Here is a 21,980-nt window from a genome sequence, read left to right on the forward strand (position 1 = left end):
CGACCTCGGCGGTGCGGTCGGTGGATCCGGAGTCCAGCACCACCAGCTCGTCGACCAGGGGGACGGCGTCGCACATCAGCTCGGCGCGGATCGCGTTGCCACTTGCCACGGTCGTAACTCCCTGCGTAATGGTGCTGCCACGCCTTCACAGCAGCTGCGCTGCGGAACGCCCCAGTCTACGTAAGGCCCAACGCGCGTCCAGTGACTGGAGTTACCCGTCCTAGGACGCCGCCCTCATGATAGGCCGCGCCTCCGACGGTATGTCAGCTCCCGAGCTTCATCAGGACACCGAGGACGACAATGCAGGCGAACCACAGCAGACCGACCACGATGGTGATGCGGTCCAGGTTGCGCTCGGCGACCGAGGAGCCGCCGACGGAGGACTGCATGCCGCCACCGAACATGTCGGACAGGCCGCCGCCCTTCCCCTTGTGCATGAGCACCAGCATCATCATCAGCAGGCTGAAGACGATGAGGGCGATCGAGAACCCGATGACCACGGCTGGACCAACTCTCTAGGACTGACGGACGGACGTACGGATCAAGACGTCTGGATCAAGACCCATGGAACAAATGGTGCGGGGCCGGGACGGCGCGGCTGCACCGGTCCCGGCCCCGACAGGGTACGACGAGGGCTCGCCCTCGTCATAGCTGCTACTGGTCGCGGAAGCGGACGATCTTGACGAATTCGTCCGCGTCGAGGGCCGCGCCGCCGATCAGCGCGCCGTCCACGTCCGGCTGCGCCATGATCGCGGCGACGTTGCCGGACTTGACCGAGCCGCCGTACTGGATGCGGACCTTGTCGGCCAGCTCCTGGCTGTAGAGCTCGGCGAGGCGGCCGCGGATCGCACCGCAGACCTCCTGCGCGTCCTCGGGGGTGGCGACCTCGCCGGTGCCGATGGCCCACACCGGCTCGTAGGCGATCACGATGGTCTCGGCCTGCTCGGCCGGGATGTCCTTCAGACCGCCGTCGACCTGGGCGAGGGTGTGCGCGACCTGGTTGCCGGCCTTGCGGACGTCCAGGCCCTCGCCGACGCACAGGATCGGCGTGAGGCCGTTGCGGAAGGCGGCCTTGACCTTGGCGTTGCAGATCTCTTCGTTCTCGCCGTGGTACTGGCGGCGCTCGCTGTGGCCGACGGCCACGAACGTGCACTTGAGCTTGGCGAGCATCGGGCCGGAGATCTCACCGGTGTAGGCACCGGAGTCGTGCGCCGAGAGGTCCTGGGCGCCGTACTTGATCTTGAGCTTGTCGCCGTCGACCAGCGTCTGCACCGAGCGCAGGTCCGTGAAGGGCGGCAGTACCGCGACCTCCACGGCGTCGAAGTCCTTGTCGGCGAGGGCGAAGGCGAGCTTCTGGACGTGCGCGATGGCCTCGAGGTGGTTGAGGTTCATCTTCCAGTTGCCCGCCATCAGCGGGGTGCGGTCACTCACGGTTGTTCAGTCCTCCAGAGCGGCGAGGCCGGGGAGCGTCTTGCCTTCGAGGTATTCGAGGCTGGCGCCGCCACCGGTCGAGATGTGGCCGAAAGCATTCTCGTCGAAGCCCAGCAGTCGGACCGCGGCGGCACTGTCACCGCCGCCGACGACGGTGAAGGCCGGCGAGTCCAGCAGCCCCTGCGCGACGGCCTTGGTGCCGCCGGCGTAGTCGGGGTGCTCGAAGACGCCCATCGGGCCGTTCCAGAAGACCGTGCCCGCGTCGGCGAGCTTCGCGGCGTAGAGCTCGCGGGTCTTCGGGCCGATGTCCAGGCCTTCCTTGTCGGCCGGGATGGCGTCCGACGCGACGGTCTCGGGGTTCGCCGGGGCCTTGGTCTTCAGGTCGGGGAACTCGGCCGAAACCAGCACGTCGACGGGGAGCACGAACTCCACGCCGCGCTTCTCCGCCCGGGCCAGGTACTCCAGGCAGGCCGGGACCTGGTCCTCCTGGAGCAGCGAGATACCGACCTCGTGGCCCTTGGCCTTGAGGAAGGTGTACGCCATGCCGCCGCCGACCAGGATGCGGTCGGCCTTCTCCAGCAGCTGGTCGATGACCGCGAGCTTGTCGGAGACCTTGGCACCGCCGAGCGCGACGACGTAGGGGCGCTTGACGTCGTCGGTGAGCTTCTTCAGGACGCCGACCTCGGTGGCGATCAGGTCGCCGGCGGCGTGCGGAAGGCGCCGGGGCAGGTCGTAGACGGAGGCGTGCTTGCGGTGCACGGCGCCGAATCCGTCGCCCACGTACAGGTCCGCGAGGGCGGCGAGCTGGTCGGCGAAGGCGCCCCGCTCGGCGTCGTCCTTGCTGGTCTCGCCCGCGTTGAAGCGGAGGTTCTCCAGCACGGCCACCTGGCCGTCGGCCAGGCCCGCCACCACGGACCGGGCGGAGTCGCCGACCGTGTCGGTCGCGAACGCCACGTCCTGACCGAGGATTTCACCCAGTCGCCCGGCCGCGGGGGCCAGCGAGAAGGCCGGGTCCGGGGCGCCCTTGGGACGGCCCAGGTGGGAGGCGACGATCACCTTGGCGCCGCGCTCGGCGAGCTTGGCGATCGTCGGGGCGACGGCGCGGATCCGGCCGTCGTCGGTGATGGTGGTGCCGTCCAGCGGCACGTTCAGGTCGGCGCGGACAAAGACCCGCTTACCGGCTACCTGGAGGTCGTCGATCGTCTTCATGAGGAGTGACTCCATCACATGGGTCGGTCGGTCGCGGAACGGGGCTCGTACGACGCTTCCTCGCGTCGTACGAGCCCCGTCCTCGCATCTCGGTGCCTCGGCTGTGAACCAGAGATCAGAGCTGGCCGCCGACGAAGGTGGTCAGGTCCACCAGGCGGTTGGAGTAGCCCCACTCGTTGTCGTACCAGCCGACGACCTTGACCTGCTTGCCCTGAGCCATCGTCAGCTGGGAGTCGAAGGTGCAGGAGGCCGGCCAGTTGACGATGTCCGAGGAGACGATCGGGTCCTCGGTGTACTCCAGGACGCCCTTGAGCTGGCCCTCGGCGGCCTTCTGGAAGGCGGTGTTGATCTCGTCCTTGGTCACCTCGCGGTCGAGCTCCAGAACGAGGTCGGTGACCGAGCCGGTGGGGACGGGCACGCGCATCGCGATGCCGTCCAGCTTGCCCTTGAGCTGCGGGAGGACCAGGGCGGTGGCCTTGGCGGCACCGGTCGAGGTCGGGATGATGTTCTCCGCGGCGGCGCGGGCGCGGCGCAGGTCGCTGTGCGGGAAGTCCAGGATGCGCTGGTCGTTGGTGTAGGCGTGGACCGTGGTCATCATGCCCTTGACGATGCCGAAGTTCTCGTCGAGGACCTTCGCCATCGGCGCCACACAGTTGGTGGTGCAGGAGGCGTTGGAGATGACGTGGTGGTTGGCCGCGTCGTACTTGTCCTGGTTGACGCCCATCACGATCGTGATGTCCTCGCCCTTGGCGGGCGCGGAGATCAGGACCTTCTTGGCACCGGCCGCGAGGTGCTTGGCGGCGTCCTCGCGCTTGGTGAAGATGCCGGTCGACTCGATGACGATGTCGGCGCCGAGCTCGCCCCAGGGGAGGTTCGCCGGGTCGCGCTCGGCCATCGTCTTGAAGGTCTGGTTGCCGACCGTGATGCTGTCGTCGGTGTGACTGACGTCCTGCTTGAGGCGACCCAGAATGCTGTCGTACTTCAGCAGGTGGACCAGGGTGGCGTTGTCGGTCAGGTCGTTGACACCGACGATCTCGATGTCCGCCCCCTGCTCCAGGAGCGCGCGGAAGTAGTTACGACCAATGCGGCCGAATCCGTTGATGCCTACGCGGATCGTCACGAACCGATCTCCTCGTTGGTACGCCGGCGCAGTTACCGGCGAGCTGTATGGGATGTCCCCGACCGCCTCCGACCCTACCCCCTGAACGAGACGTACGTGACATTGACATCGGCGCCCAAAGGTGCTCAAGTGAGCGACCTTCAGCCCCTCTGACGTCCGTTCCGTCCGCGCCCGCGAACACCGTCCGCATACGGCTGCGCCCCCGGCACCCTGTACGGGCGCCGGGGGCGCGTATCACGAAGGATGCGGCCTCGGTTCAGCCGACCATGCCCTCGGCGAGTTCCTCGGTGAGGTTGGACTCGGTGCCGGGGATGCCGAGGTCCTGGGCGCGCTTGTCGGCCATCGCCAGCAGGCGCCGGATCCGGCCGGCGACGGCGTCCTTCGTCAACGGCGGGTCGGCGAGGGCGCCCAACTCCTCCAGCGAGGCCTGCTTGTGCTCCATGCGCAGCCGGCCGGCGGCCGCCAGGTGCTCGGGGACCTCCTCGCCGAGGATCTCCAGGGCCCGCTGGACCCGGGCGCCCGCGGCGACCGCGGCGCGCGCCGAACGGCGGAGGTTGGCGTCGTCGAAGTTGGCGAGGCGGTTGGCGGTGGCGCGGACCTCGCGGCGCATCCGCCGCTCCTCCCAGGCCAGCACCGACTCATGGGCGCCGAGCCGCGTCAGCAGGGCGCCGATCGCATCACCGTCACGGACGACGACGCGGTCCACCCCCCGCACCTCACGGGCCTTGGCGCCGATGCCCAGCCGGCGGGCGGCGCCGACCAGTGCCAGCGCGGCCTCCGGGCCGGGGCAGGTGACCTCCAGGGAGGAGGAACGGCCGGGCTCGGTGAGCGAGCCGTGGGCGAGGAAGGCGCCGCGCCAGGCCGCCTCGGCGTCGCAGGTCGCGCCGGAGACCACCTGCGGTGGCAGCCCGCGGATGGGCCGGCCGCGGCCGTCGACCAGGCCGGTCTGGCGGGCCAGCTGATCGCCGCCGGCCACCACCCGTACGACATAGCGGCTGCCGCGCCGCAGGCCACCGGGGGCCATCACCACCAGGTCGGAGCTGTGCCCGAAGATCTCCAGGATGTCCTTGCGCAGCCGCCGGGCGGCGATGCCCGTGTCCAGCTCCGCCTCGATCACGATGCGCCCGCTGACCAGGTGCAGACCGCCCGCAAACCGCAGGATCGACGAGACCTCCGACTTCCGGCAGCAGGTCCGGGTGACGGGGAGCCGGGAGATTTCATCCTTCACCGCTGCCGTCATCGCCATGGGCCGATCCTTCCATGCATCCGAAAAATACGGTCGTACGCGGCTGCCAGCAGCTCCGGGTCGTGCCGGTCGGGGGCTCCCCCGGCGTTCGACCGGGCGTCGTCTCCTTGTGCGGCGACCGCCGCCAGCTCGACCTCGCTGCCGACCAGCTGCTTCGCGGCAACCGTCAGGCCTTCGATGTCGGGCACGGCGGCCTTGTCGGCCAGCACCACGTCGAAGGCGAGTTTAGGGGCGTGTCGGGCCAAAACCTCCAAATGACGCTGCGGGGAGAAGCCATCGGTTTCGCCGGGTTGCGGCGCGAGGTTGAGCGAGAGGACCTTCCGGGCCTTGGTCTCCTCAAGCGCCTCGCGCAGCTCCGGCACCAGCAGATGGGGGATCACCGAGGAGAACCACGAGCCGGGGCCGAGCACCACCCAGTCGGCGTCGCGCACCGCGGCGACCGCCTCGGGGACGGCCGGCGGGTCCTCGGGGACCACGTGGACGGACTGCACCTCACCGCGGGTGAGCGCCACCGTGGCCTGGCCCCGGACCGTGGAGACCTCGTCCGGGCGGTCCGGGTCGTGGCCCCTGACCTGGGCCTGGAGCTCCAGGGGCACCGCCGACATGGGCAGTACCCGGCCATGGGCGCCCAGCAGCCTGCCGACCAGGTCGAGCGCCTGGACATGGTCGCCGAGCTGCTCCCACAGGGCGACGATCAGCAGATTGCCGACGGCGTGGTCGTGCAGCTCGCCCTCGCTCTGGAAGCGGTGCTGGATGACCCGGGCCCAGGTCTGGCCCCAGTCGTCGTCCCCGCACAGGGCGGCCAGCGCCTTGCGCAGATCGCCGGGCGGCAGCACGCCCAGCTCGTCGCGGAGCCGGCCGCTGGAGCCGCCGTCGTCGGCGACCGTGACCACGGCCGTCAGATCACCCGTGATGCGGCGCAGCGCGGCCAGCGAGGCGGACAGGCCCATGCCGCCGCCGAGCGCCACCACCTTGGGGGTGGCGCCCTTCGTCGTACGGACGCTGGGGACGAATCTGCGGACCCTGCGAAGCCGCGGCGTGCGCCCGGTCACTCGCGCCCCATGTCCCGGTGGACGACGACGGTTTCCACCCCTTCGGAGACCAGGCGGCGGGCCAGCTTCTCGGACATCGCGACGCTGCGGTGCTTGCCGCCCGTACAGCCCACGGCGATGGTCACATAGCGCTTGCCCTCCCGGCGGTAGCCCTCGGCGACGATCCGCAGCAGCTCGGCGTAGCCGTCCAGGAACTCCTTGGAGCCGGGCTGGCCGAAGACGTAGTCGGAGACCTCGTCGTTCAGGCCGGTGAAGGGGCGCAGCTCGGGGACCCAGTGCGGGTTGGGGATGAAACGGCAGTCGATGACCATGTCGGCGTCGACCGGCAGGCCGTACTTGAAGCCGAAGGACATCACCGTGGCGCGCAGCTCGGGGACCTCTTCGCCGGCGAACTGGGCGTCCATCTTGGCGCGCAGCTCATGGACGTTGAGGCTGGAGGTGTCGATGACCAGGTCGGCGTCGCCGCGCAGCTCGCGCAGCAGATCGCGCTCGGCGGCGATGCCGTCGACGATCCGGCCGTCGCCCTGGAGCGGGTGCGGTCGGCGCACCGACTCGAAGCGGCGCACCAGGGCCTCGTCGGAGGACTCCAGGAAGACGATGCGGCGCTTGACGTTCTGCGCGTCGAGGGTGGCCAGCGACTCCTTGAGGTTGGCGAAGAAGCGGCGGCCGCGGACGTCGACGACGACCGCGATCCGGGCGACGTTGCCCTGCGAGCGGGCGCCCAGCTCCACCATCGGCGCGATCAGCTCGGGCGGGATGTTGTCGACGACGAACCAGCCCAGGTCCTCCAGGCACTTCGCTGCCGTGCTGCGGCCGGCGCCGGACATCCCGGAGATGATCACCAACTCGGGGATCGCGGCGCTCTCTCCCTGGTCGGACTCGCCGACCGTGCCCGTACTCACCTGTGCACCGTCTCTCTCGGTTTGCTCTTCGTGCGGTGTGCTCATCGTTCCTGCCCCCGTTCTGCCGACAACGCGGCCGGTGGGGCCCCGTCATCCTCAATGATCTCTCCTGTGGCGGTGTTCACCGCGGGCGCGGACGGTGCCGCCCCGGCCAGCGCCGCGGCGACCGTCTCCGCGGTCTTGCGCCCGACGCCGGGGACCTCGCAGATCTCGTCGATCGTCGCGGCCCGCAGCTTCTTCAGCGAACCGAAGTGCTTGAGGAGTGCCTGGCGGCGGGTGTCGCCCAGGCCCGCGACGGTGTCGAGCGGCGAGGACTTCAGCCGCTTGGTGCGCTTGCTGCGCTGGTAGGTGATGGCGAAGCGGTGCGCCTCGTCGCGGACGCGCTGGAGGAGGTAGAGGCCCTCGCTGCTGCGCGGCAGCACGACCGGATCGTCGTCCTCGGGCAGCCAGACCTCCTCCAGGCGCTTGGCCAGGCCGCAGACGGCGACATCGTCGACACCGAGCTCGTCCAGGGCCCGGCGGGCGGCCGCGACCTGCGGGGCGCCGCCGTCGACGACCACCAGCTGGGGAGGGTAGGCGAACCGCTTGGGCCGGCCGTCGTCGTCGACGGGGCCACCGGCGGCGCGGTCCGGCTCCACTGGGCCGTCGCCCTCCACCGGGGCGTCGCCGTCCGGCTCCTCCGTCCACTCCCCCGACTTCTGCTTCTCCTGGAGGTAGCGCCTGAAGCGGCGGCCGACGACCTCGTGCATGGACCGGACATCGTCCTGGCCCTGGAATCCCTTGATCTGGAAGCGGCGGTATTCGCTCTTCCGGGCGAGACCGTCCTCGAACACCACCATCGAGGCGACGACGTCGTCGCCCTGGAGGTGGGAGATGTCGAAGCACTCGATGCGCAGCGGCACCGAATCCAGGCCGAGCGCCTCGGCGATCTCCTCCAGGGCCCGGGAGCGGGTGGTCAGGTCGGAGGCGCGCTTGGTCTTGTGCAGGCCCAGCGCCTGCTGGGCGTTGCGGCCGACCGTCGCCATCAGGTCCTTCTTGTCGCCGCGCTGCGGGATGCGCAGCGAGACCTGGGAGCCGCGGCGCTGGGAGAGCCACTGCGCGACCGGCTCGACGGGCTCGGGGAGCGCCGGTACCAGGACCTCCTTGGGGACGGCGTCGCCCCGCTCCTCGCCGTACAGCTGCTGGAGGGCGTGCTCGACGAGGTCACCGGTGGTGACGGCCTCGACCTTGTCGGTGACCCAGCCGCGCTGTCCGCGCACCCGGCCGCCGCGGACGTGGAAGATCTGGACGGCGGCTTCCAGCTCGTCCTCGGCGACGGCGATCAGATCGGCGTCGGTGGCGTCGGCGAGAACCACGGCGCTCTTCTCCATGGCCCGCTTGAGCGCGCCTATGTCGTCCCGCAGCCGGGCGGCGCGCTCGTACTCCATCTCCTCGGCGGCGTCCTGCATCTGCTTCTCCAGCCGGCGGATGTACGCGCCCGTACGGCCCGCCATGAAGTCGCAGAACTCCTCGGCCAGTTCGCGGTGCTCCTCGGCGGAGACCCGGCCGACGCAGGGGGCCGAGCACTTGCCGATGTAGCCGAGCAGGCAGGGGCGGCCGATCTGCGCGGAGCGCTTGAAGACACCGGCGGAGCACGTGCGCACCGGGAAGACGCGGAGCATCAGGTCGACGGTCTCGCGGATGGCCCAGGCATGGGCGTATGGGCCGAAGTAGCGCACGCCCTTCTTCTTGGCGCCGCGCATGACCTGGGCGCGCGGGAACTCCTCGTTGAGCGTCACCGCGAGGTACGGATAGCTCTTGTCGTCGCGGTACTTGACGTTGAAGCGGGGGTCGAACTCCTTGATCCAGCTGTATTCGAGCTGGAGCGCCTCGACCTCGGTGGAGACGACGGTCCACTCCACGGAGGCGGCGGTGGTCACCATCGTGCGCGTACGCGGATGGAGGCCGGCCAGGTCCTGGAAGTAGTTGGCCAGGCGCTGGCGCAGGCTCTTGGCCTTGCCCACGTAGATGACCCGGCCGTGCTCGTCGCGGAACTTATAGACCCCCGGCGAGTCGGGGATCTGTCCCGGCTTGGGTCGGTAGCTGCTGGGGTCTGCCATGCACACCACCCTACTGACCGCCACCGACAATCACGGTTTCCGGATCGCTCCCGTTCACTTCCGGGCAGCGGCGGGACGGCGCTGCGGGGGCCGCGGGATGCGGATGCGGGATGCGGGAGCTGCGCAGGGGGTGGGCGGCTGCCGGGGCGGGGCAGGGCGGGAGGCGTCGGGCAGGGCGTGGGGTGCGGCGAGGCCGGGGGAAGTGGAGTGGTGGGCGGCGTCAAGGGCCTTGGCAGGGGGTGGAGTCCGGCCGTGGTGGGGGCGGCATCCGGCCGTGGCGGGGACGGCGCCCGGCCGTGGCGGTGGGCGACCGTGGCGGTGGGCGGCGTCCGGCCGTGGTCGCCGCCTCCCCCACCCCCGAACCCTCCCCCGCCCCCTCCGCTATGGGGGAGGGGGGAGGGGGCGGGGCACGAGCCACGCCGGCGGCCGCACCGGAACCGACGTGTCACTCGCCGCGCCCGGCCGACGACCGGCCGGGCGGGCGAGCGGGCCGGGCAAGCGAGCCGGCCGGGTCAGTCGCCGCGCCGCCTGCGCAGCGCCGCCGAGGCGGACAGGCCCAGGGCGAGCGCGGCGGCGAGGGCCGCCACCGTCGTCGCGGCGGTCACCGGCAGGGCGTCGCCCGTGAGCGCGCCCGCCTCGGCGGGCTGCCGGGCAGCGGCCGCGAGCCCCTTGTCCGCGGGCTTCTTCGCGAGGGGCGCTCCGGCCGCGGGCGCCTTGGCCTCGGGGCCGGCCTCGCCGTAGCCGCCGGCCTCGCCCCGCTTGTCGTACGCGGAGCCCGGAAGCTTGTCCCCGTACGCCTTGGCCACTCGCTCCTGGTACGCCACCACGGTGGTGCCGGCCGCGCCGACGGCCTTACGGGCGTCCGCGTCCAGCGGCTCGATACGGTCGCCGCGCTGCAGGTACCAGGCGTCGATCTGCGGCTCGTGGAAGACCGTGCCGGCGCTGTCCCTGGCGGCCCCGGCCGCCGTGTAGCGGGCCTCGTCGTCACCGCTGGCGATGTTGACGACCTTCCAGGCGCCGCCCTGGCGCACGGTCCACACCGAGGCGGTGCGGCCGTCGGCGGCGACGGCCTTGCTGGCGAGGAACTCCAGGCGGGCGACGGGGACCTTTCCCCTGCCTCGGACGAAGTCCGGTGACAGGACGTAGACGGGCACGGTGGCGCCCTCGATGTGCGGGGCGGCCTGTGGGGTGCCGGGGGCGGCCGCGCGGGCGCCCCCGCGCTTGCCGTCGGCGGCGAAGAAGCGGGCGAGGGTGTCCAGGGTCGCGGCCGAGGTGGCCGCTTGGCGGGCGGCGGCGACGCTCGCCCGGGCCGGCGCCTGGGGCCCGGGTACGGGGGCGGCGAGCGCGGTGTGCGGGGCGAGGCCGATGAGGGCGGTGGCGAGGGCGCCGGTGGCGACGGCGCGGACGGCGGTGCGCTGCGTCATGGCCTCAGGCTCCTATCCGGTAGAGGGAGTGGGTCCAGGAGAAGGAGCTGCCGTCCACGTAGTAGTCGAAGTCGCCCCAGTTGTAGCGGTCGTTGGAGCCCCAGGGGTCGCCCCAGTAGACCCAGTTGCGGTCGGTGTCGTAGCCGTAGAGGACGTGCATATGGCCGCCGCCGGAGGACCACTGGATGCGGGTCTCTATGGGCCGGTTGGCGTTGATCTCGCCCTGGACGGTGCCGTAGCGGAGCCACCCCGACACATAGGAGCCGGAGTTGATACCCATCCAGTCCAGTGCGGTCTGCACATTGCCGAGGGTCGCCTGGTTGTTGGGGCACGTGGTGCCCTGCTGGCGGTTGAACGCGGCGTTGCAGAACGCGTTCTGGCTGTAGTTCCTGCCGTACCAGGTCGCGATGGTGTTGCCGGACGCCGCCCAGCACCAGTTGGACTTCTCCTGGGCCTGCATGGAGATGTTGAGGCGGTTGGCGGCGCGCGGTGCGGTGGCGTGCGGGGAAGTGGTGGAGGCGGTGGAAGTGGTGCGGTGCGGTGCGGTGACGGTGTGCGCCGGGGGCGCGAGGGGCGTGGCCGCGGTGGCGGTGGCCTCGGGGAGAGCGGTCAGTACGGCGGCCGTGAGCACCGCGGCCGACAGCCATCTGCGGTGTGGACTGCGTGCGTGGGGTGCACGGGTCATGGCGTTCCTCCCGACTGGGGGGTGAGGGGGAGAGGAGCGCATCCGGATGCTTGCGAGGAGCATCGGGTGTTGTCGCAGGCAGGTCAACACGCTTCAATGCGAGGTGACATGGGGGTGTGGACGGACGGGCCCGGATGTGAACGGCCGATGCCCGGCGTACTGCAGTGAACAGGCAGGAAGGGCACGCGGCGCGCGATCCGGTTGTGAACGTTCACCTGCGCGCCGGAGGATTTGAGGCAATGGCACAGGACACCCCCCAGTCGGCGGAGCTGGCGCAGCTGTTGCGGACCGGCCCCTTCCATCTCGCACTGCGCTCCGCGCTCACCGCCCGGGGACTCGCCCTCACCCGCGTCCAGCACAAGCTCGCCCAGCGCGGCATCACCATCGGGGTGACCAGCCTGAGCTACTGGCAGCAGGGCGCCCGGCGGCCGCAGCGCCCCGAATCGCTGCGGGCGGTGCGCGCCCTGGAGGAGGTCCTCGACCTGCCGGCGTACTCGCTGCACCGGCTACTGGTCCCGGAGGGCGGACACCGCCCGGAGGCCGAGCGGCCGGCCGCCCGCTCGTACCGCTCGCTGGTGGTGCCCGCCGACGCACTGCAGCGGCTCTTCACCGAGCTGGAGACCCCCGCGGACGGCGGGCTGCACACCGTGGGGCATCACGAGCGGGTCCGCATCGGGCCCGAACGCCAGCTGATCGAGCGGGAGTCGCTGCAGGTGGTGCGCGCCCACCGGGACGGCGTGGACCGCTATATCGCCATCCATCGGGGCGAGTCGGGCTGCGAGCCGGCCCGGGTGCGGGTGCGCCCCGGGGAGAACTGCCGGCTGGGCCGGGTGCGGGGGGACGACACGGCCGGGGTGGTGGTCGCCGAGCTGCTCTTCGACACCCGGCTGCGGGCCGGTGACACCCATGTCTTCGGCTACGCCTTCGAGGACGGCAGCGGCGGGCCGAGCACCGAGTACCTGCGCGGCTTCAGCTTCGCCGGCGGTCAGTACGTCCTTCAGGTGCACTTCGACGAGGCGGCGCTGCCGGTGCGCTGCCGCCGCTTCGCCCAGGCCTCGGCGGCCGCCCCGCGCAGCGCCCAGCAGGAGCTGACGCTCAGCGGCCGGCACCGCGCCGTGCACCTCGTGGAGCAGGGGGTCCGGCCCGGGATACTCGGTATCGGGTGGGATTGGGGATAGGGAGCAGGCGGCTTTCGGTCGCCTCAGCCCGCGATCAGCTTGCCGGCCTTGACCCGGACCGGGACCTCTTCCAGCGGGCGGGTCGCCGGGCCCTGGGCGACCTCGCCGGTGGCCACCTGGAAGCGGCTGCCGTGCAGCGGGCAGACGCCCTGCTCCTTCTCGATCTTGTTCAGGATCGCGCCCATGTGCGTGCACACGGTGCTGAAGCACTTGAACTCGCCCTTGGCGGGCTGCGAGACCAGCAGCCGCTGCTCGCCGTAGATCTTGGCGCCGCCGACCGGCACCTCCGAGGCCGGGCCCAGCTCGACCGGCGCGTCCGAGGCCGGGCGGGTGCCGGACTTCTGCTCCCCCGAAGCGCAGGCGGCGGCACCGAAGCACGCGGCACCCACGAGCGCGGCCCCGCGCAGCACGGTCCGGCGGTCGGGGGACGCGGTCATGTCATAGCTCCTGATCAGTGGGCGGCTCCGGCCTTCGACGATACCGGGGCGGTCTGCTCGCCTCCGCGGCGGTCCGCCCTCGGGCAGGGGTGGCAGCAGCGGGCCGGTACGGCGACCAGCTCCGCGAAGTGAAGCCGCCGGCGCGGGTGACGCCGATCGCGGCGTACGCAGCGCCCATATACGTAAACGCTTGCGTAAGCGTTTACGTTTGCTGTCGGATGCTCGTAATGTGGTGGACTCGCGGGACGGGCCGTGTGCCAGGAGCGGCCGTGGGCGCCGCCGTGGCGCCCCGCACGCGGGGAGGGAGGAGCCGGATGACGACGATGGTGGATGTGGCGCGGCGGGCAGGGGTCTCCGTCGCCACGGTCTCGCATGTGCTCAACGAGACCCGGCCGGTGCGCCCGGACACCCGGGCCGCGGTGCTCGGCGCCATCGAGGAACTCGGCTACACCCACAACACCCTGGCCCGCTCGCTGGTGACCTCCCGCACCCGCTCGATCGGCCTGGCGGTCTCCGCGATCAGCAACCCGTACTTCACCGAGATCCTCCAGGGCGTCGAGGCGGGCGCGCTGGAGGCCGGCTACAGCCTGCTGCTCGCCGATCCGCACGACGAACCGCGGCACGAGCGCAAGGTCGTCCAGCTGCTGCACGAGCGGCGGGTGGACGGCATGATCGTCGCGCCGTCCGCGGAGCCGGCGGAAACCGTCGGCTATCTGGCCCGGCGCGGCGTCCCCACCGTCTTCCTGGACCGGCTGGTCGGTGACGAGCACGACCAGGTCTGCGCCGAGAGCACCGGCCCGGTGCGCCAACTGGTCGAGCACCTGGCCGACCTGGGGCACACCCGGATCGGCCTGGTCGCCGGGCTGCCCGGCCTGAGCACGACGACCGAGCGGGTACAGGGCTACCGCGAGGGGCTGCGCGCCCGCGGCCTGTCCTTCGCGCCCGAACTCCTCGCCGGCGGCAACTCCGAGGCGGACGGCGCCCAGGACGCCACCCGCCGGCTGCTCGCCGCGCCCCAGCCGCCCACCGCGATCATCACCGCCAACAACGCGATGACGATCGGCACGCTCCGGGCGCTCGGCGAACTGGGCCTGGAGGTGCCCCGGGACATCGCGCTGGCCTGCTTCGACGACTTCTCCTGGGCGGACCTGTTCACCCCCCGGCTGACCGCGATCGCCCAGCCCGGCAAGGACATCGGGGCCGCGGCGGTCCGGCTGCTGCTGGAGCGCCTGGAGGAACCGGACCGTCCGCCGCGCACCCTTCGCCTCCCCTGCGCGTTTGTGCACCGTACGTCGTGCGGCTGCGCCGAACCCGCCCCGGCCACTGTCCCGGCCGCACCCCCGGCCGCCCCGGAAAGGAACCGCACCCCGTGATCGTCGTCGCCGGCGAGGCGCTGATCGACCTCGTCCCCAGCTCGCAGGCCCCCTCCCCGGAAGGCCAGTTGCCGACGCTGCTGCCGCGGCGCGGCGGCGGGCCGTACAACACCGCCGTCGCGCTGGGGCGGCTGGGCTCGCCCGCCGCCTTCTGCTCCCGGGTCTCCACCGACGCCTTCGGCGAGGCGCTGCTGCACGGGCTGCGCGGCGGCGGGGTGGACACCTCGCTGGTGCAGCGCGGCGGTGAGCCGACCACCCTCGCCGTGGCGGACATCAGCCCCGACGGATCGGCCGGCTACGGGTTCTACGCCGACGGCACCGCCGACCGGCTCTTCACCCTGCCGCCGGCGCTGCCCGACACGGTCCGCGCGCTGTCGCTGGGCACCTGCTCGCTGGTCCTGGAACCGGGCGCGAGCGCGTATGAGTCGCTGCTGCGCCGGGAGGCGCGGCGTGGGGTCTTCACCGCGCTCGACCCCAACATCCGGCCCGGTCTGATCCCCGACCCGGACGCCTATCGGGCCCGCTTTCGCTCCTGGCTCCCGGATCTGGCGCTGCTGAAGCTGTCGGAGGAGGACGCGCTGTGGCTGGCCGGGGCGGGCACCGGCGGGGGCTGGGATGCGGTGGGTGCGGCCGCCCGGGAATGGCTGGGCGCCGGGCCGGCGGCGATCGTGATCACCCGTGGCGGTGACGGGCTGGCGGTGCTGACGCGGGGCGGCGGTGAGCTGACGGTGCCCGGCGAGCGGGTCACCGTCGTCGACACCATCGGCGCCGGCGACACGGTCAATGCGGCGCTGCTGCACCGCCTGGACGCCCATGACGCCCTCTCGTACGCCGCCGTCGCCGCACTGGGCGCCGACGACTGGCGGGACATCCTGCGCTTCGCCGCCCGCGCGGCCGCCATCACCTGCTCACGCGCCGGCGCGGAGCCGCCGTTTGCCACGGAGTTGGCGGCGTAGGAGGAGCGTCTCGGACCGGCCGCTCGCCATGAAGGCACAGGAGGAGCGCCTCGGACCGGCCGCTCGCCATGAAGGCACAGGAGGAGCGCCTCGGACCGGCCGCTCGCCGTGGAGCCGGCGGCATAGGAGGAGCGTCTCGGACCGGCCGCTCGCCATGGAGCCGGCGGCATAGCGCCCCTCGGATCAGCCCGTTCGCCATTGGGTGGGTGACGTAGAACGCCTCGGACCGGCCGGTCGGCGCGCTGACGGCGGCGGGCCGCCACCGCGCCCTGGGAACGGGAGCGGTGACGGCCCGGCCGGAACGGCCCTCGGCGTCAGGAGGCCCGGCCGGCCCGCGCCGTCGTCTTCCTGGCCGTGGTCTTCTTCGCCGCGGTCTTCTTGGCGGCCGGCTTCTTCGCCTGCGCCGGCACCGGCGCGGCGTCGCTGACGCGGTCGCCGAGGATCTCCCTCAGGAACTTGCCGGTGTGGCTGGCCGGCATCGACGCGATCTCCTCCGGCGTGCCCTCGGCGACGACCATTCCGCCGCCGTTGCCGCCCTCGGGGCCCATGTCGATGACCCAGTCCGCCGTCTTGATCACATCGAGGTTGTGCTCGATGACGATCACCGTGTTGCCCTTTTCGACCAGTCCGGACAGCACCTTGATCAGCTTGCTGATGTCGTCGAAGTGCAGACCGGTGGTCGGCTCGTCGAGGACGTAGACCGTGCTGCCCGTCGAGCGCTTCTGGAGTTCGCTGGCCAGCTTGACCCGCTGGGCCTCACCACCGGAGAGCGTCGGCGCGGACTGCCCGAGCCGGACGTAGCCGAGGCCGACCTCGTTGAGCGTCTTGAGGTGCCGGGCGATGGTCGGCACCGCCTCGAAGAAGCTCAGCGCCTCCTCGATGGGCATGTCCAGCACCTCGGCGATGGACTTGCCCTTGTAGTGGACCTCCAGCGTCTCGCGGTTGTAGCGCGCGCCGTGACAGACCTCGCACGGCACGTACACGTCCGGCAGGAAGTTCATCTCGATCTTGATCGTGCCGTCGCCGGAGCAGTTCTCGCAGCGGCCGCCCTTGACGTTGAAGGAGAAGCGCCCCGGCAGATAGCCGCGGACCTTGGCCTCCATCGTCTCCGCGAAGAGCTTGCGGACGTGGTCGAAGACACCGGTGTACGTGGCCGGGTTCGACCGCGGGGTGCGGCCGATCGGCGACTGGTCGACATGCACGACCTTGTCCACCAGATCGTCGCCGGCGACCCGGGTGTGCCGCCCCGGGACGGACTTGGCGCCGTTCAGCTCGCGCGCGAGGTGGGTGTAGAGGATGTCGTTGACCAGCGTCGACTTGCCGGAACCGGAGACGCCGGTGACGGCGGAGAACACCCCGAGCGGGAAGGAGACGTCGATGTCGCGGAGGTTGTTCTCCTTCGCGCCGTGGACCGTCAGCTGCCGCTTGGGGTCGGCGGGCCGCCGGATGTCCGGTGTCGCGATGGCTCTCTTGCCGGACAGGTACTGCCCGGTGATCGACTCCTTGTTGGCCAGCAGCTGCTTCATCGGGCCGCTGTGCACGACCTTGCCGCCGTGCTCACCGGCACCGGGGCCGATGTCCACGACCCAGTCGGCGACCTTGATGGTGTCCTCGTCGTGCTCGACGACGATCAGGGTGTTGCCCATGTCGCGCAGCCGCACCAGGGTTTCGATCAGCCGGTGGTTGTCGCGCTGGTGCAGACCGATCGACGGCTCGTCCAGGACGTAGAGCACGCCCACCAGGCCGGAGCCGATCTGGGTGGCGAGGCGGATGCGCTGGGCCTCACCGCCGGAGAGGGTGCCGGCCGCGCGGTTCAGCGAGAGGTAGTCCAGACCGACGTCGACCAGGAACTTCAGCCGCTCGTTGACCTCCTTGAGGACCCGCTCGGCGATCTTCTTCTCGCGGGCGTCGAGCTTCATGTCCCGCAGGAAGTCGGCGCAGTCGCTGATCGACATGGCCGCGACCTCGGCGATCGACTTCTCCTGGACCGTGACGGCGAGCACGATCGGCTTGAGCCGCGTGCCCTCGCAGGTCGGGCAGGGCACCTCGCGCATATAGCCCTCGAAGCGCTCGCGGCTGCTGTCGCTCTCCGCTTCGGAATGCCGCCGCTTGACGAACGGCACGGCGCCCTCGAAGGGGGTGGTGTAGGCCCGCTCGCGGCCGTACCGATTGCGGTAGCGCACCTCGATCTGGGTCTTGTGGCCGTGCAGCAGGGCCTTCTTGGCGCGGGCCGGCAGCCCGGCCCAGGGGATGTCCGTACGGAAGCCGAGGGCGTCGGCCAGCGCGCCGACGAGGCGGCCGAAGTAGTCCTTGGTGTGGCCGTGCGACCAGGGGTGGATGGCGCCCTCGTCGAGGGAGCGGTCCTCGTCGGGGACGATCAGCTCGGGGTCGACCTCCATGCGCGTACCGATGCCGGTGCAGTCCGGGCAGGCGCCGAAGGGCGAGTTGAAGGAGAAGGAGCGGGGCTCCAGCTCCTCGAAGGACAGATCGTCATAGGCGCAGTACAGATGCTCCGAATACATCCGCTCGCGCTGCGGGTCGTCCGGCTCCAGATCCACGAAGTCGAGGATGACCATGCCGCCGGAGAGCCCGAGGGCGGTCTCGACGGAGTCGGTCAGCCGCCGCTTGGCGCTCTCCTTGACCGTGAGGCGGTCGACGACCACCTCGATGGTGTGCTTCTCCTGCTTCTTCAGCTTGGGCGGCTCGGAGAGCTGGATGGTCTCCCCGTCGACCCGCGCCCGGCTGTAGCCCTTGGTCTGGAGGTCGGAGAAGAGATCGACGAACTCGCCCTTGCGCTCCCGCACCAGGGGGGAGAGCACCTGGAAGCGGCTGCCTTCGGGCAGCTCCAGGACCTTGTCGACGATCGCCTGCGGCGACTGCCGGGCGATGGGGCGCCCGCACTCGGGGCAGTGCGGCTTGCCGATGCGGGCGAACAGCAGGCGGAGGTAGTCGTAGACCTCGGTGATCGTGCCGACCGTCGAGCGCGGGTTGCGCGAGGTCGACTTCTGGTCGATCGACACCGCGGGGGACAGGCCCTCGATGAAGTCCACATCGGGCTTGTCCATCTGCCCGAGGAACTGCCGGGCGTAGGAGGAGAGCGACTCGACGTAGCGCCGCTGCCCCTCGGCGAAGATCGTGTCGAAGGCGAGCGAGGACTTGCCCGACCCGGACAGCCCCGTGAAGACGATGAGGGAATCGCGGGGGAGGTCGAGCGAGACGTTCTTGAGATTGTGCTCGCGAGCGCCACGGACGATGAGACGGTCGGCCACGCCGGTCGGCACCTTTCTTGGAGGGGGGCGGGAGCCGTGGCTCTGCGTCCGCCGCTCGGTGAATGAGCAGAGGCGGCGAAGCGGAGCGGAGCCCCGCCCCAGGGTATGGGGCCCGCCACGGCACTGTCTTTGGGATGCCACACACGAGCCTATAGCACGCGCATTCGATTTACGGGGCTCGTACGCCCTCTTCACCCAAACGTGTGGCGGCCCCACATCCTTCCCGCCCCGCCACACGCCCGTACGCTGCACAAACCCGCCACCCCCGACGGTTCAGCCGTTCCCGGGCAGCGCCCGCTCCAGCGCATCGAACGTCCGCCGCAGCACTTCGACCTGCTCAACGGCCACCTCGCCCGCCGGGTCACCCCGCAGCTGCCGACCGGCGGCCTCGGCGTACGCCACCCGGATCCCCGCGACGATCAGCGCCGCGGCCAGCCGGGAATCATGGTCCGGTCGCCCGGCGTCACCGCCCGCGGCCTCGGCGAGCAGCCCGGCGAGCGTGTCCTCCAGCTCCTCGACCGCCTCACGGCCCCGCGCGCGCAGCGCCGGCGAGTCCAGCACCGTACGCCAGAAGTGCTCGAACCCCTCCCCCACCCCGCCCAGCGGGTGGCGCTGCTCCAGCAGCTCGGACGTGAGCCGGCGCAGCGCGGCCAGCGGCGTCTCGCCCGCGCCGCGCTCCCGGACGGCGCGGGTGAGCAGCTCCAGCCCCTCGGGAATCCGGTCGAGGAAGAGATCTTCCTTCCGCGGGAAGTAGTTGAAGACGGTCATCGTGGACACCTCGGCGGCACGGGCCACCTCGGCGACGGTGACGTTGTCGAAGCCGCGCCGGATGAACAGCAGCGTCGCCTCGCCGGAGATCCGCTGCCGGGTGCGCAGCTTCTTGCGCTCGCGCAGCGTCAGCCGGCCGCCCTCCTCGCCGAAGCCGGTTTCCGCCTCCTGGCCGGCGATCCATCCGCCACCGGCCGTCCCCGCGCCGTCGCGCCGCTGCTCATCCACCATGCCCGGAATCCTAGGCCGCCTGTGAGACAAATTTTGTAGTCACAAAAAACTTTTAGTGGCTACACTCTCGCTCCATGAAGCGTGACGCAGACGTAGTGGTGGCAGGGGGCGGCCCGGTGGGGCTGATGCTCGCCTGCGAACTGGCACTGGCCGATGTCCCGGTCGTCGTCCTGGAGCGGCTGACCGAGGTGGACACGACGATCAAGGCGGGGGCGATCAACTCCCCCAGCGCGGAGGCCTTCTACCGGCGCGGGATGCTGCCAGACCTGGCCGAGGTGCAGCGCGCCGCCATCGAGAAGTTCAGCTCGTTCCTGCGGCAGCGGCAGGCCGCGGGCGCGGCCGGAGTGCAACGGCCTCCGAAGTTCGCCGGGCACTTCGCCGGCATCATGCTGCGCGGCGATCTGCTGGACGAGTCCGACCCGGACTTCGCGGGCACCGGCCCCGCCTCCGAGATCGGCCTCGTCCCCCAGGAGGCCCTGGAACGGCTGCTCGCCGACCGTGCCGCCGAACTGGGCGTCGACCTGCGCCGCGGGGTGACGCTGACCGGTTTCGACGCCGATGACGACGGCGTGCGCGTCCACACCTCCCACGGGTCGCTGCGGACCGGATGGCTGGTGGGGTGCGACGGCGGACGCAGTACGGTCCGCCGGCTCGCCGGCTTCCCGTTCCCGGGGACGGACCCCGAGATCACCGGCCATCAGGCCATCGTGGAGATGTCCGGATCCGAGAAGCTGGGAGCCGGCTGGAACTGGACCGGGACCGGCACCTACGCACACGGCCCGATCCCCGGCCGGATCCTCACCGTGGAGTTCGACGGACCGCCCGCGGACCGCCGGGCCCCCGTCACCGCCGAGGAGTTGCAGGCCTCCCTGCGGAACGTCTCCGGTGTCGAGGACGTCGAGATCCACAAGGTGCTCTCGGCGACCCGCTTCACGGACAACGCCCGCCAGGTGCCCGACTACCGGGCGGGGCGGGTGCTGCTGGCCGGTGACGCGGCGCATGTGCACTCGCCCTTCGGCGGCCAGGGGCTGAACCTCGGCATCGGCGACGCGATGAACCTGGGCTGGAAGCTGGCCGCGACGGTGCACGGCTGGGCGCCGGAGGGGCTGCTCGACACCTACACCGAGGAGCGGCACCCGATAGGCGCATGGGTGCTGGAGTGGACCCGGGCCCAAGTGGCGCTGATGCGGCCGGAGTCGCACGCCCGGGCGCTGCGCACGGTGCTCACCGAGCTGACCGGGACCGTCGCTGCCACCACCTTCTTCGCCAAGAAGATCTCCGGTGTCCAGCAGCGCTACGACCTGCCGGGCGACCATCCGCTGACCGGCCGCAGCGCCCCCGACCTGGAGCTGTCCGACGGCAGCCGGCTCGCGGACCATCTGCGCGGCGGCCAGGGACTGTTGCTCGACCTCGCCGACGACGACGGGCTGCGCCGGCGCGCCGCCGGGTACGGCTCCCGGGTGCGGCTGCTGACCGCCGCCTGCCCCGGGCGGCCCGACCTGGCCGGCCTCCTGGTGCGGCCGGACGGCTGCACCGCCTGGGCGGCCGACGCCCCGGGGTCGGCCGCCGCGCCGGACGACCTGGACGCCGCCCTCCGCCGGTGGTTCGGGACGCCCGACACGGCGGTCTGACCGCCGGGCGACACCGCGGGCGGCGTCCCGTCGGCCCCCGGGCCACCGCGCGCCGCCCGCCCCGCCCGCGTACGCCCCCGAACGGCGCCGGACGACTCCCGAACTCGCCTTCGTGGCGCTAGCGTCGGACCATGACCGTCACCCCGCCTGACTTCCCGCACGACGTGGCCGCCGTACACGAGGCCACCGAACGGCTGCTGGTCTCGGTGAGCAAGCTCGACGACACGGCGATCGGCGAGCCGTCGCTGCTCCCCGGCTGGACCCGCGGCCATGTCCTGGCCCATCTGGCCCGCAACGCGGACGCGCTGGTCAACCTCCTCACCTGGGCGCGTACGGACGTCCCCACGCCGATGTACGCGAGCGCCAAGGACCGGGACGCCGACATCGAGCGGGACGCCGACCGCCCGCTGGCGGCGCATCTGGAGGACCTCAAGGAGAGCGCCGAGCGGTTCGACGCCGCCGCGGACGCGCTGCCGCGGGAGCGCCGGAGCTACGAGGTCGAGATGCGCAACGGCGTCGTCGAGCGGGCCGACCGGCTGCCGCTGCGCCGGCTCGCCGAGCTGGAGCTGCACCACCTGGATCTCGGCGTCGGCCACACCCTCGACCAGCTCTCGCCCGGCTTCGTCGACAGCTATCTCGCCTTCCTCGCCACGATCAAATTCGCCGGCCACCCGGATCTGCCGCCTCTGGAGCTGCGCACGGACGACGGCCGCCGCCTGCGCACCGGCCTCGCGGCGGCCGCCCCGGGCGCCGGGGCCGCGCCCGTGGTGGTCTCCGGCTCCGCGACGGCGCTGGTCGGCTGGCTCACCGGACGCGGTGACGGCTCCGCGCTCGACAGCCACGGCTCCGCCCTGCCTGTCGTACCCCCGCTCTAGGGTCTGTCCGATGGGTCAGGGTCGGAAAGGCCGCGGGGGGTGGCAGGGGGTGTTGACAGGGGGGAGAATGAGGAGAGGAGGTGGGAAGGGATGG

At 71.6% G+C, this 21,980-nt stretch carries 18 protein-coding genes; 5 read left to right on the forward strand and 13 right to left on the reverse strand.

The window, feature by feature from the left end; translation table 11 throughout:
* Nucleotides 1-263: 263 nt before the first annotated feature.
* The 10 genes from secG to ACZ5XZ_RS38175 form a co-directional block, all read right to left on the reverse strand.
* Nucleotides 264-500: a preprotein translocase subunit SecG gene (secG, locus tag ACZ5XZ_RS38130; protein WP_384441178.1), complete on the reverse strand. Its 237-nt coding sequence runs from the start codon at nucleotides 498-500 to the stop codon at nucleotides 264-266.
* A 154-nt stretch (nucleotides 501-654) separates the two neighbouring features.
* The gene (gene tpiA / locus ACZ5XZ_RS38135; protein ID WP_384441181.1) at nucleotides 655-1,431 is read right to left on the reverse strand and encodes a triose-phosphate isomerase; all 777 of its coding nucleotides are present in this window, start codon (nucleotides 1,429-1,431) and stop codon (nucleotides 655-657) included.
* 6 nt (nucleotides 1,432-1,437) lie between these two features.
* Nucleotides 1,438-2,640: a phosphoglycerate kinase gene (locus ACZ5XZ_RS38140; RefSeq protein ID WP_468986915.1), complete on the reverse strand. Its 1,203-nt coding sequence runs from the start codon at nucleotides 2,638-2,640 to the stop codon at nucleotides 1,438-1,440.
* Between the two features lie 115 nt (nucleotides 2,641-2,755).
* Nucleotides 2,756-3,760, reverse strand: a complete 1,005-nt coding sequence (gap, locus tag ACZ5XZ_RS38145; RefSeq protein WP_384441187.1) for a type I glyceraldehyde-3-phosphate dehydrogenase — start codon at nucleotides 3,758-3,760, stop codon at nucleotides 2,756-2,758.
* A gap of 256 nt (nucleotides 3,761-4,016) precedes the next feature.
* Nucleotides 4,017-5,006 carry a DNA-binding protein WhiA gene (whiA, locus tag ACZ5XZ_RS38150; RefSeq protein WP_018091880.1) on the reverse strand — a complete coding sequence of 330 codons (990 nt, stop codon included), beginning with the start codon at nucleotides 5,004-5,006 and terminating at the stop codon, nucleotides 4,017-4,019.
* Entirely contained in the window at nucleotides 4,997-6,058 is a 1,062-nt protein-coding gene (locus ACZ5XZ_RS38155) for a gluconeogenesis factor YvcK family protein (protein WP_468986918.1), read from the reverse strand. The genes whiA and ACZ5XZ_RS38155 overlap by 10 nt, the downstream gene beginning before the upstream one ends.
* Nucleotides 6,055-7,005, reverse strand: a complete 951-nt coding sequence (gene rapZ / locus ACZ5XZ_RS38160) for an RNase adapter RapZ (protein WP_384441194.1) — start codon at nucleotides 7,003-7,005, stop codon at nucleotides 6,055-6,057. The genes ACZ5XZ_RS38155 and rapZ overlap by 4 nt, the downstream gene beginning before the upstream one ends.
* Nucleotides 7,002-9,059, reverse strand: a complete 2,058-nt coding sequence (uvrC, locus tag ACZ5XZ_RS38165) for an excinuclease ABC subunit UvrC (RefSeq protein ID WP_468986921.1) — start codon at nucleotides 9,057-9,059, stop codon at nucleotides 7,002-7,004. Before uvrC ends, rapZ begins: the two co-directional genes overlap by 4 nt.
* Nucleotides 9,060-9,571: 512 nt before the next feature.
* The gene (locus ACZ5XZ_RS38170) at nucleotides 9,572-10,483 is read right to left on the reverse strand and encodes a hypothetical protein (RefSeq protein WP_468986922.1); all 912 of its coding nucleotides are present in this window, start codon (nucleotides 10,481-10,483) and stop codon (nucleotides 9,572-9,574) included.
* 4 nt (nucleotides 10,484-10,487) lie between these two features.
* A complete protein-coding gene (locus tag ACZ5XZ_RS38175) occupies nucleotides 10,488-11,168 on the reverse strand; it encodes a papain-like cysteine protease family protein (protein ID WP_468986924.1) in 681 nt (226 codons plus the stop codon).
* Between the two features lie 239 nt (nucleotides 11,169-11,407).
* Here ACZ5XZ_RS38175 and ACZ5XZ_RS38180 point away from each other — a divergent pair, with 239 nt between their 5' ends.
* The gene (locus tag ACZ5XZ_RS38180) at nucleotides 11,408-12,346 is read left to right on the forward strand and encodes a hypothetical protein (protein ID WP_468986925.1); all 939 of its coding nucleotides are present in this window, start codon (nucleotides 11,408-11,410) and stop codon (nucleotides 12,344-12,346) included.
* A gap of 23 nt (nucleotides 12,347-12,369) precedes the next feature.
* On the opposite strand, the gene ACZ5XZ_RS38185 is transcribed toward ACZ5XZ_RS38180, so the two are convergent.
* Nucleotides 12,370-12,783: a Rieske (2Fe-2S) protein gene (locus tag ACZ5XZ_RS38185; RefSeq protein WP_468986927.1), complete on the reverse strand. Its 414-nt coding sequence runs from the start codon at nucleotides 12,781-12,783 to the stop codon at nucleotides 12,370-12,372.
* A gap of 314 nt (nucleotides 12,784-13,097) precedes the next feature.
* Between ACZ5XZ_RS38185 and ACZ5XZ_RS38190 the strand changes: the two genes are divergently transcribed.
* On the forward strand, nucleotides 13,098-14,156 hold the full coding sequence (locus tag ACZ5XZ_RS38190) for a LacI family DNA-binding transcriptional regulator (protein ID WP_468986929.1): 1,059 nt from the start codon (nucleotides 13,098-13,100) through the stop codon (nucleotides 14,154-14,156).
* Entirely contained in the window at nucleotides 14,153-15,112 is a 960-nt protein-coding gene (locus ACZ5XZ_RS38195; protein WP_468986930.1) for a carbohydrate kinase family protein, read from the forward strand. Before ACZ5XZ_RS38190 ends, ACZ5XZ_RS38195 begins: the two co-directional genes overlap by 4 nt.
* A 314-nt stretch (nucleotides 15,113-15,426) precedes the next feature.
* Here the strand turns inward: ACZ5XZ_RS38195 and uvrA are convergent, their stop codons facing one another.
* Both uvrA and ACZ5XZ_RS38205 read right to left on the reverse strand, forming a co-directional pair.
* Complete coding sequence (gene uvrA, locus ACZ5XZ_RS38200; RefSeq protein ID WP_468986931.1) at nucleotides 15,427-18,381, reverse strand: excinuclease ABC subunit UvrA; 2,955 nt, start codon at nucleotides 18,379-18,381, stop codon at nucleotides 15,427-15,429.
* Between the two features lie 273 nt (nucleotides 18,382-18,654).
* Nucleotides 18,655-19,380: a TetR/AcrR family transcriptional regulator gene (locus ACZ5XZ_RS38205; protein WP_468986933.1), complete on the reverse strand. Its 726-nt coding sequence runs from the start codon at nucleotides 19,378-19,380 to the stop codon at nucleotides 18,655-18,657.
* A gap of 74 nt (nucleotides 19,381-19,454) precedes the next feature.
* Here ACZ5XZ_RS38205 and ACZ5XZ_RS38210 point away from each other — a divergent pair, with 74 nt between their 5' ends.
* Both ACZ5XZ_RS38210 and ACZ5XZ_RS38215 read left to right on the forward strand, forming a co-directional pair.
* Entirely contained in the window at nucleotides 19,455-21,011 is a 1,557-nt protein-coding gene (locus tag ACZ5XZ_RS38210; RefSeq protein ID WP_468986934.1) for an FAD-dependent oxidoreductase, read from the forward strand.
* A 131-nt stretch (nucleotides 21,012-21,142) separates the two neighbouring features.
* Nucleotides 21,143-21,886: a maleylpyruvate isomerase family mycothiol-dependent enzyme gene (locus tag ACZ5XZ_RS38215; protein WP_468986936.1), complete on the forward strand. Its 744-nt coding sequence runs from the start codon at nucleotides 21,143-21,145 to the stop codon at nucleotides 21,884-21,886.
* Nucleotides 21,887-21,980: the final 94 nt, after the last annotated feature.

The organism is Streptomyces sp. NPDC033270, from assembly GCF_055576575.1.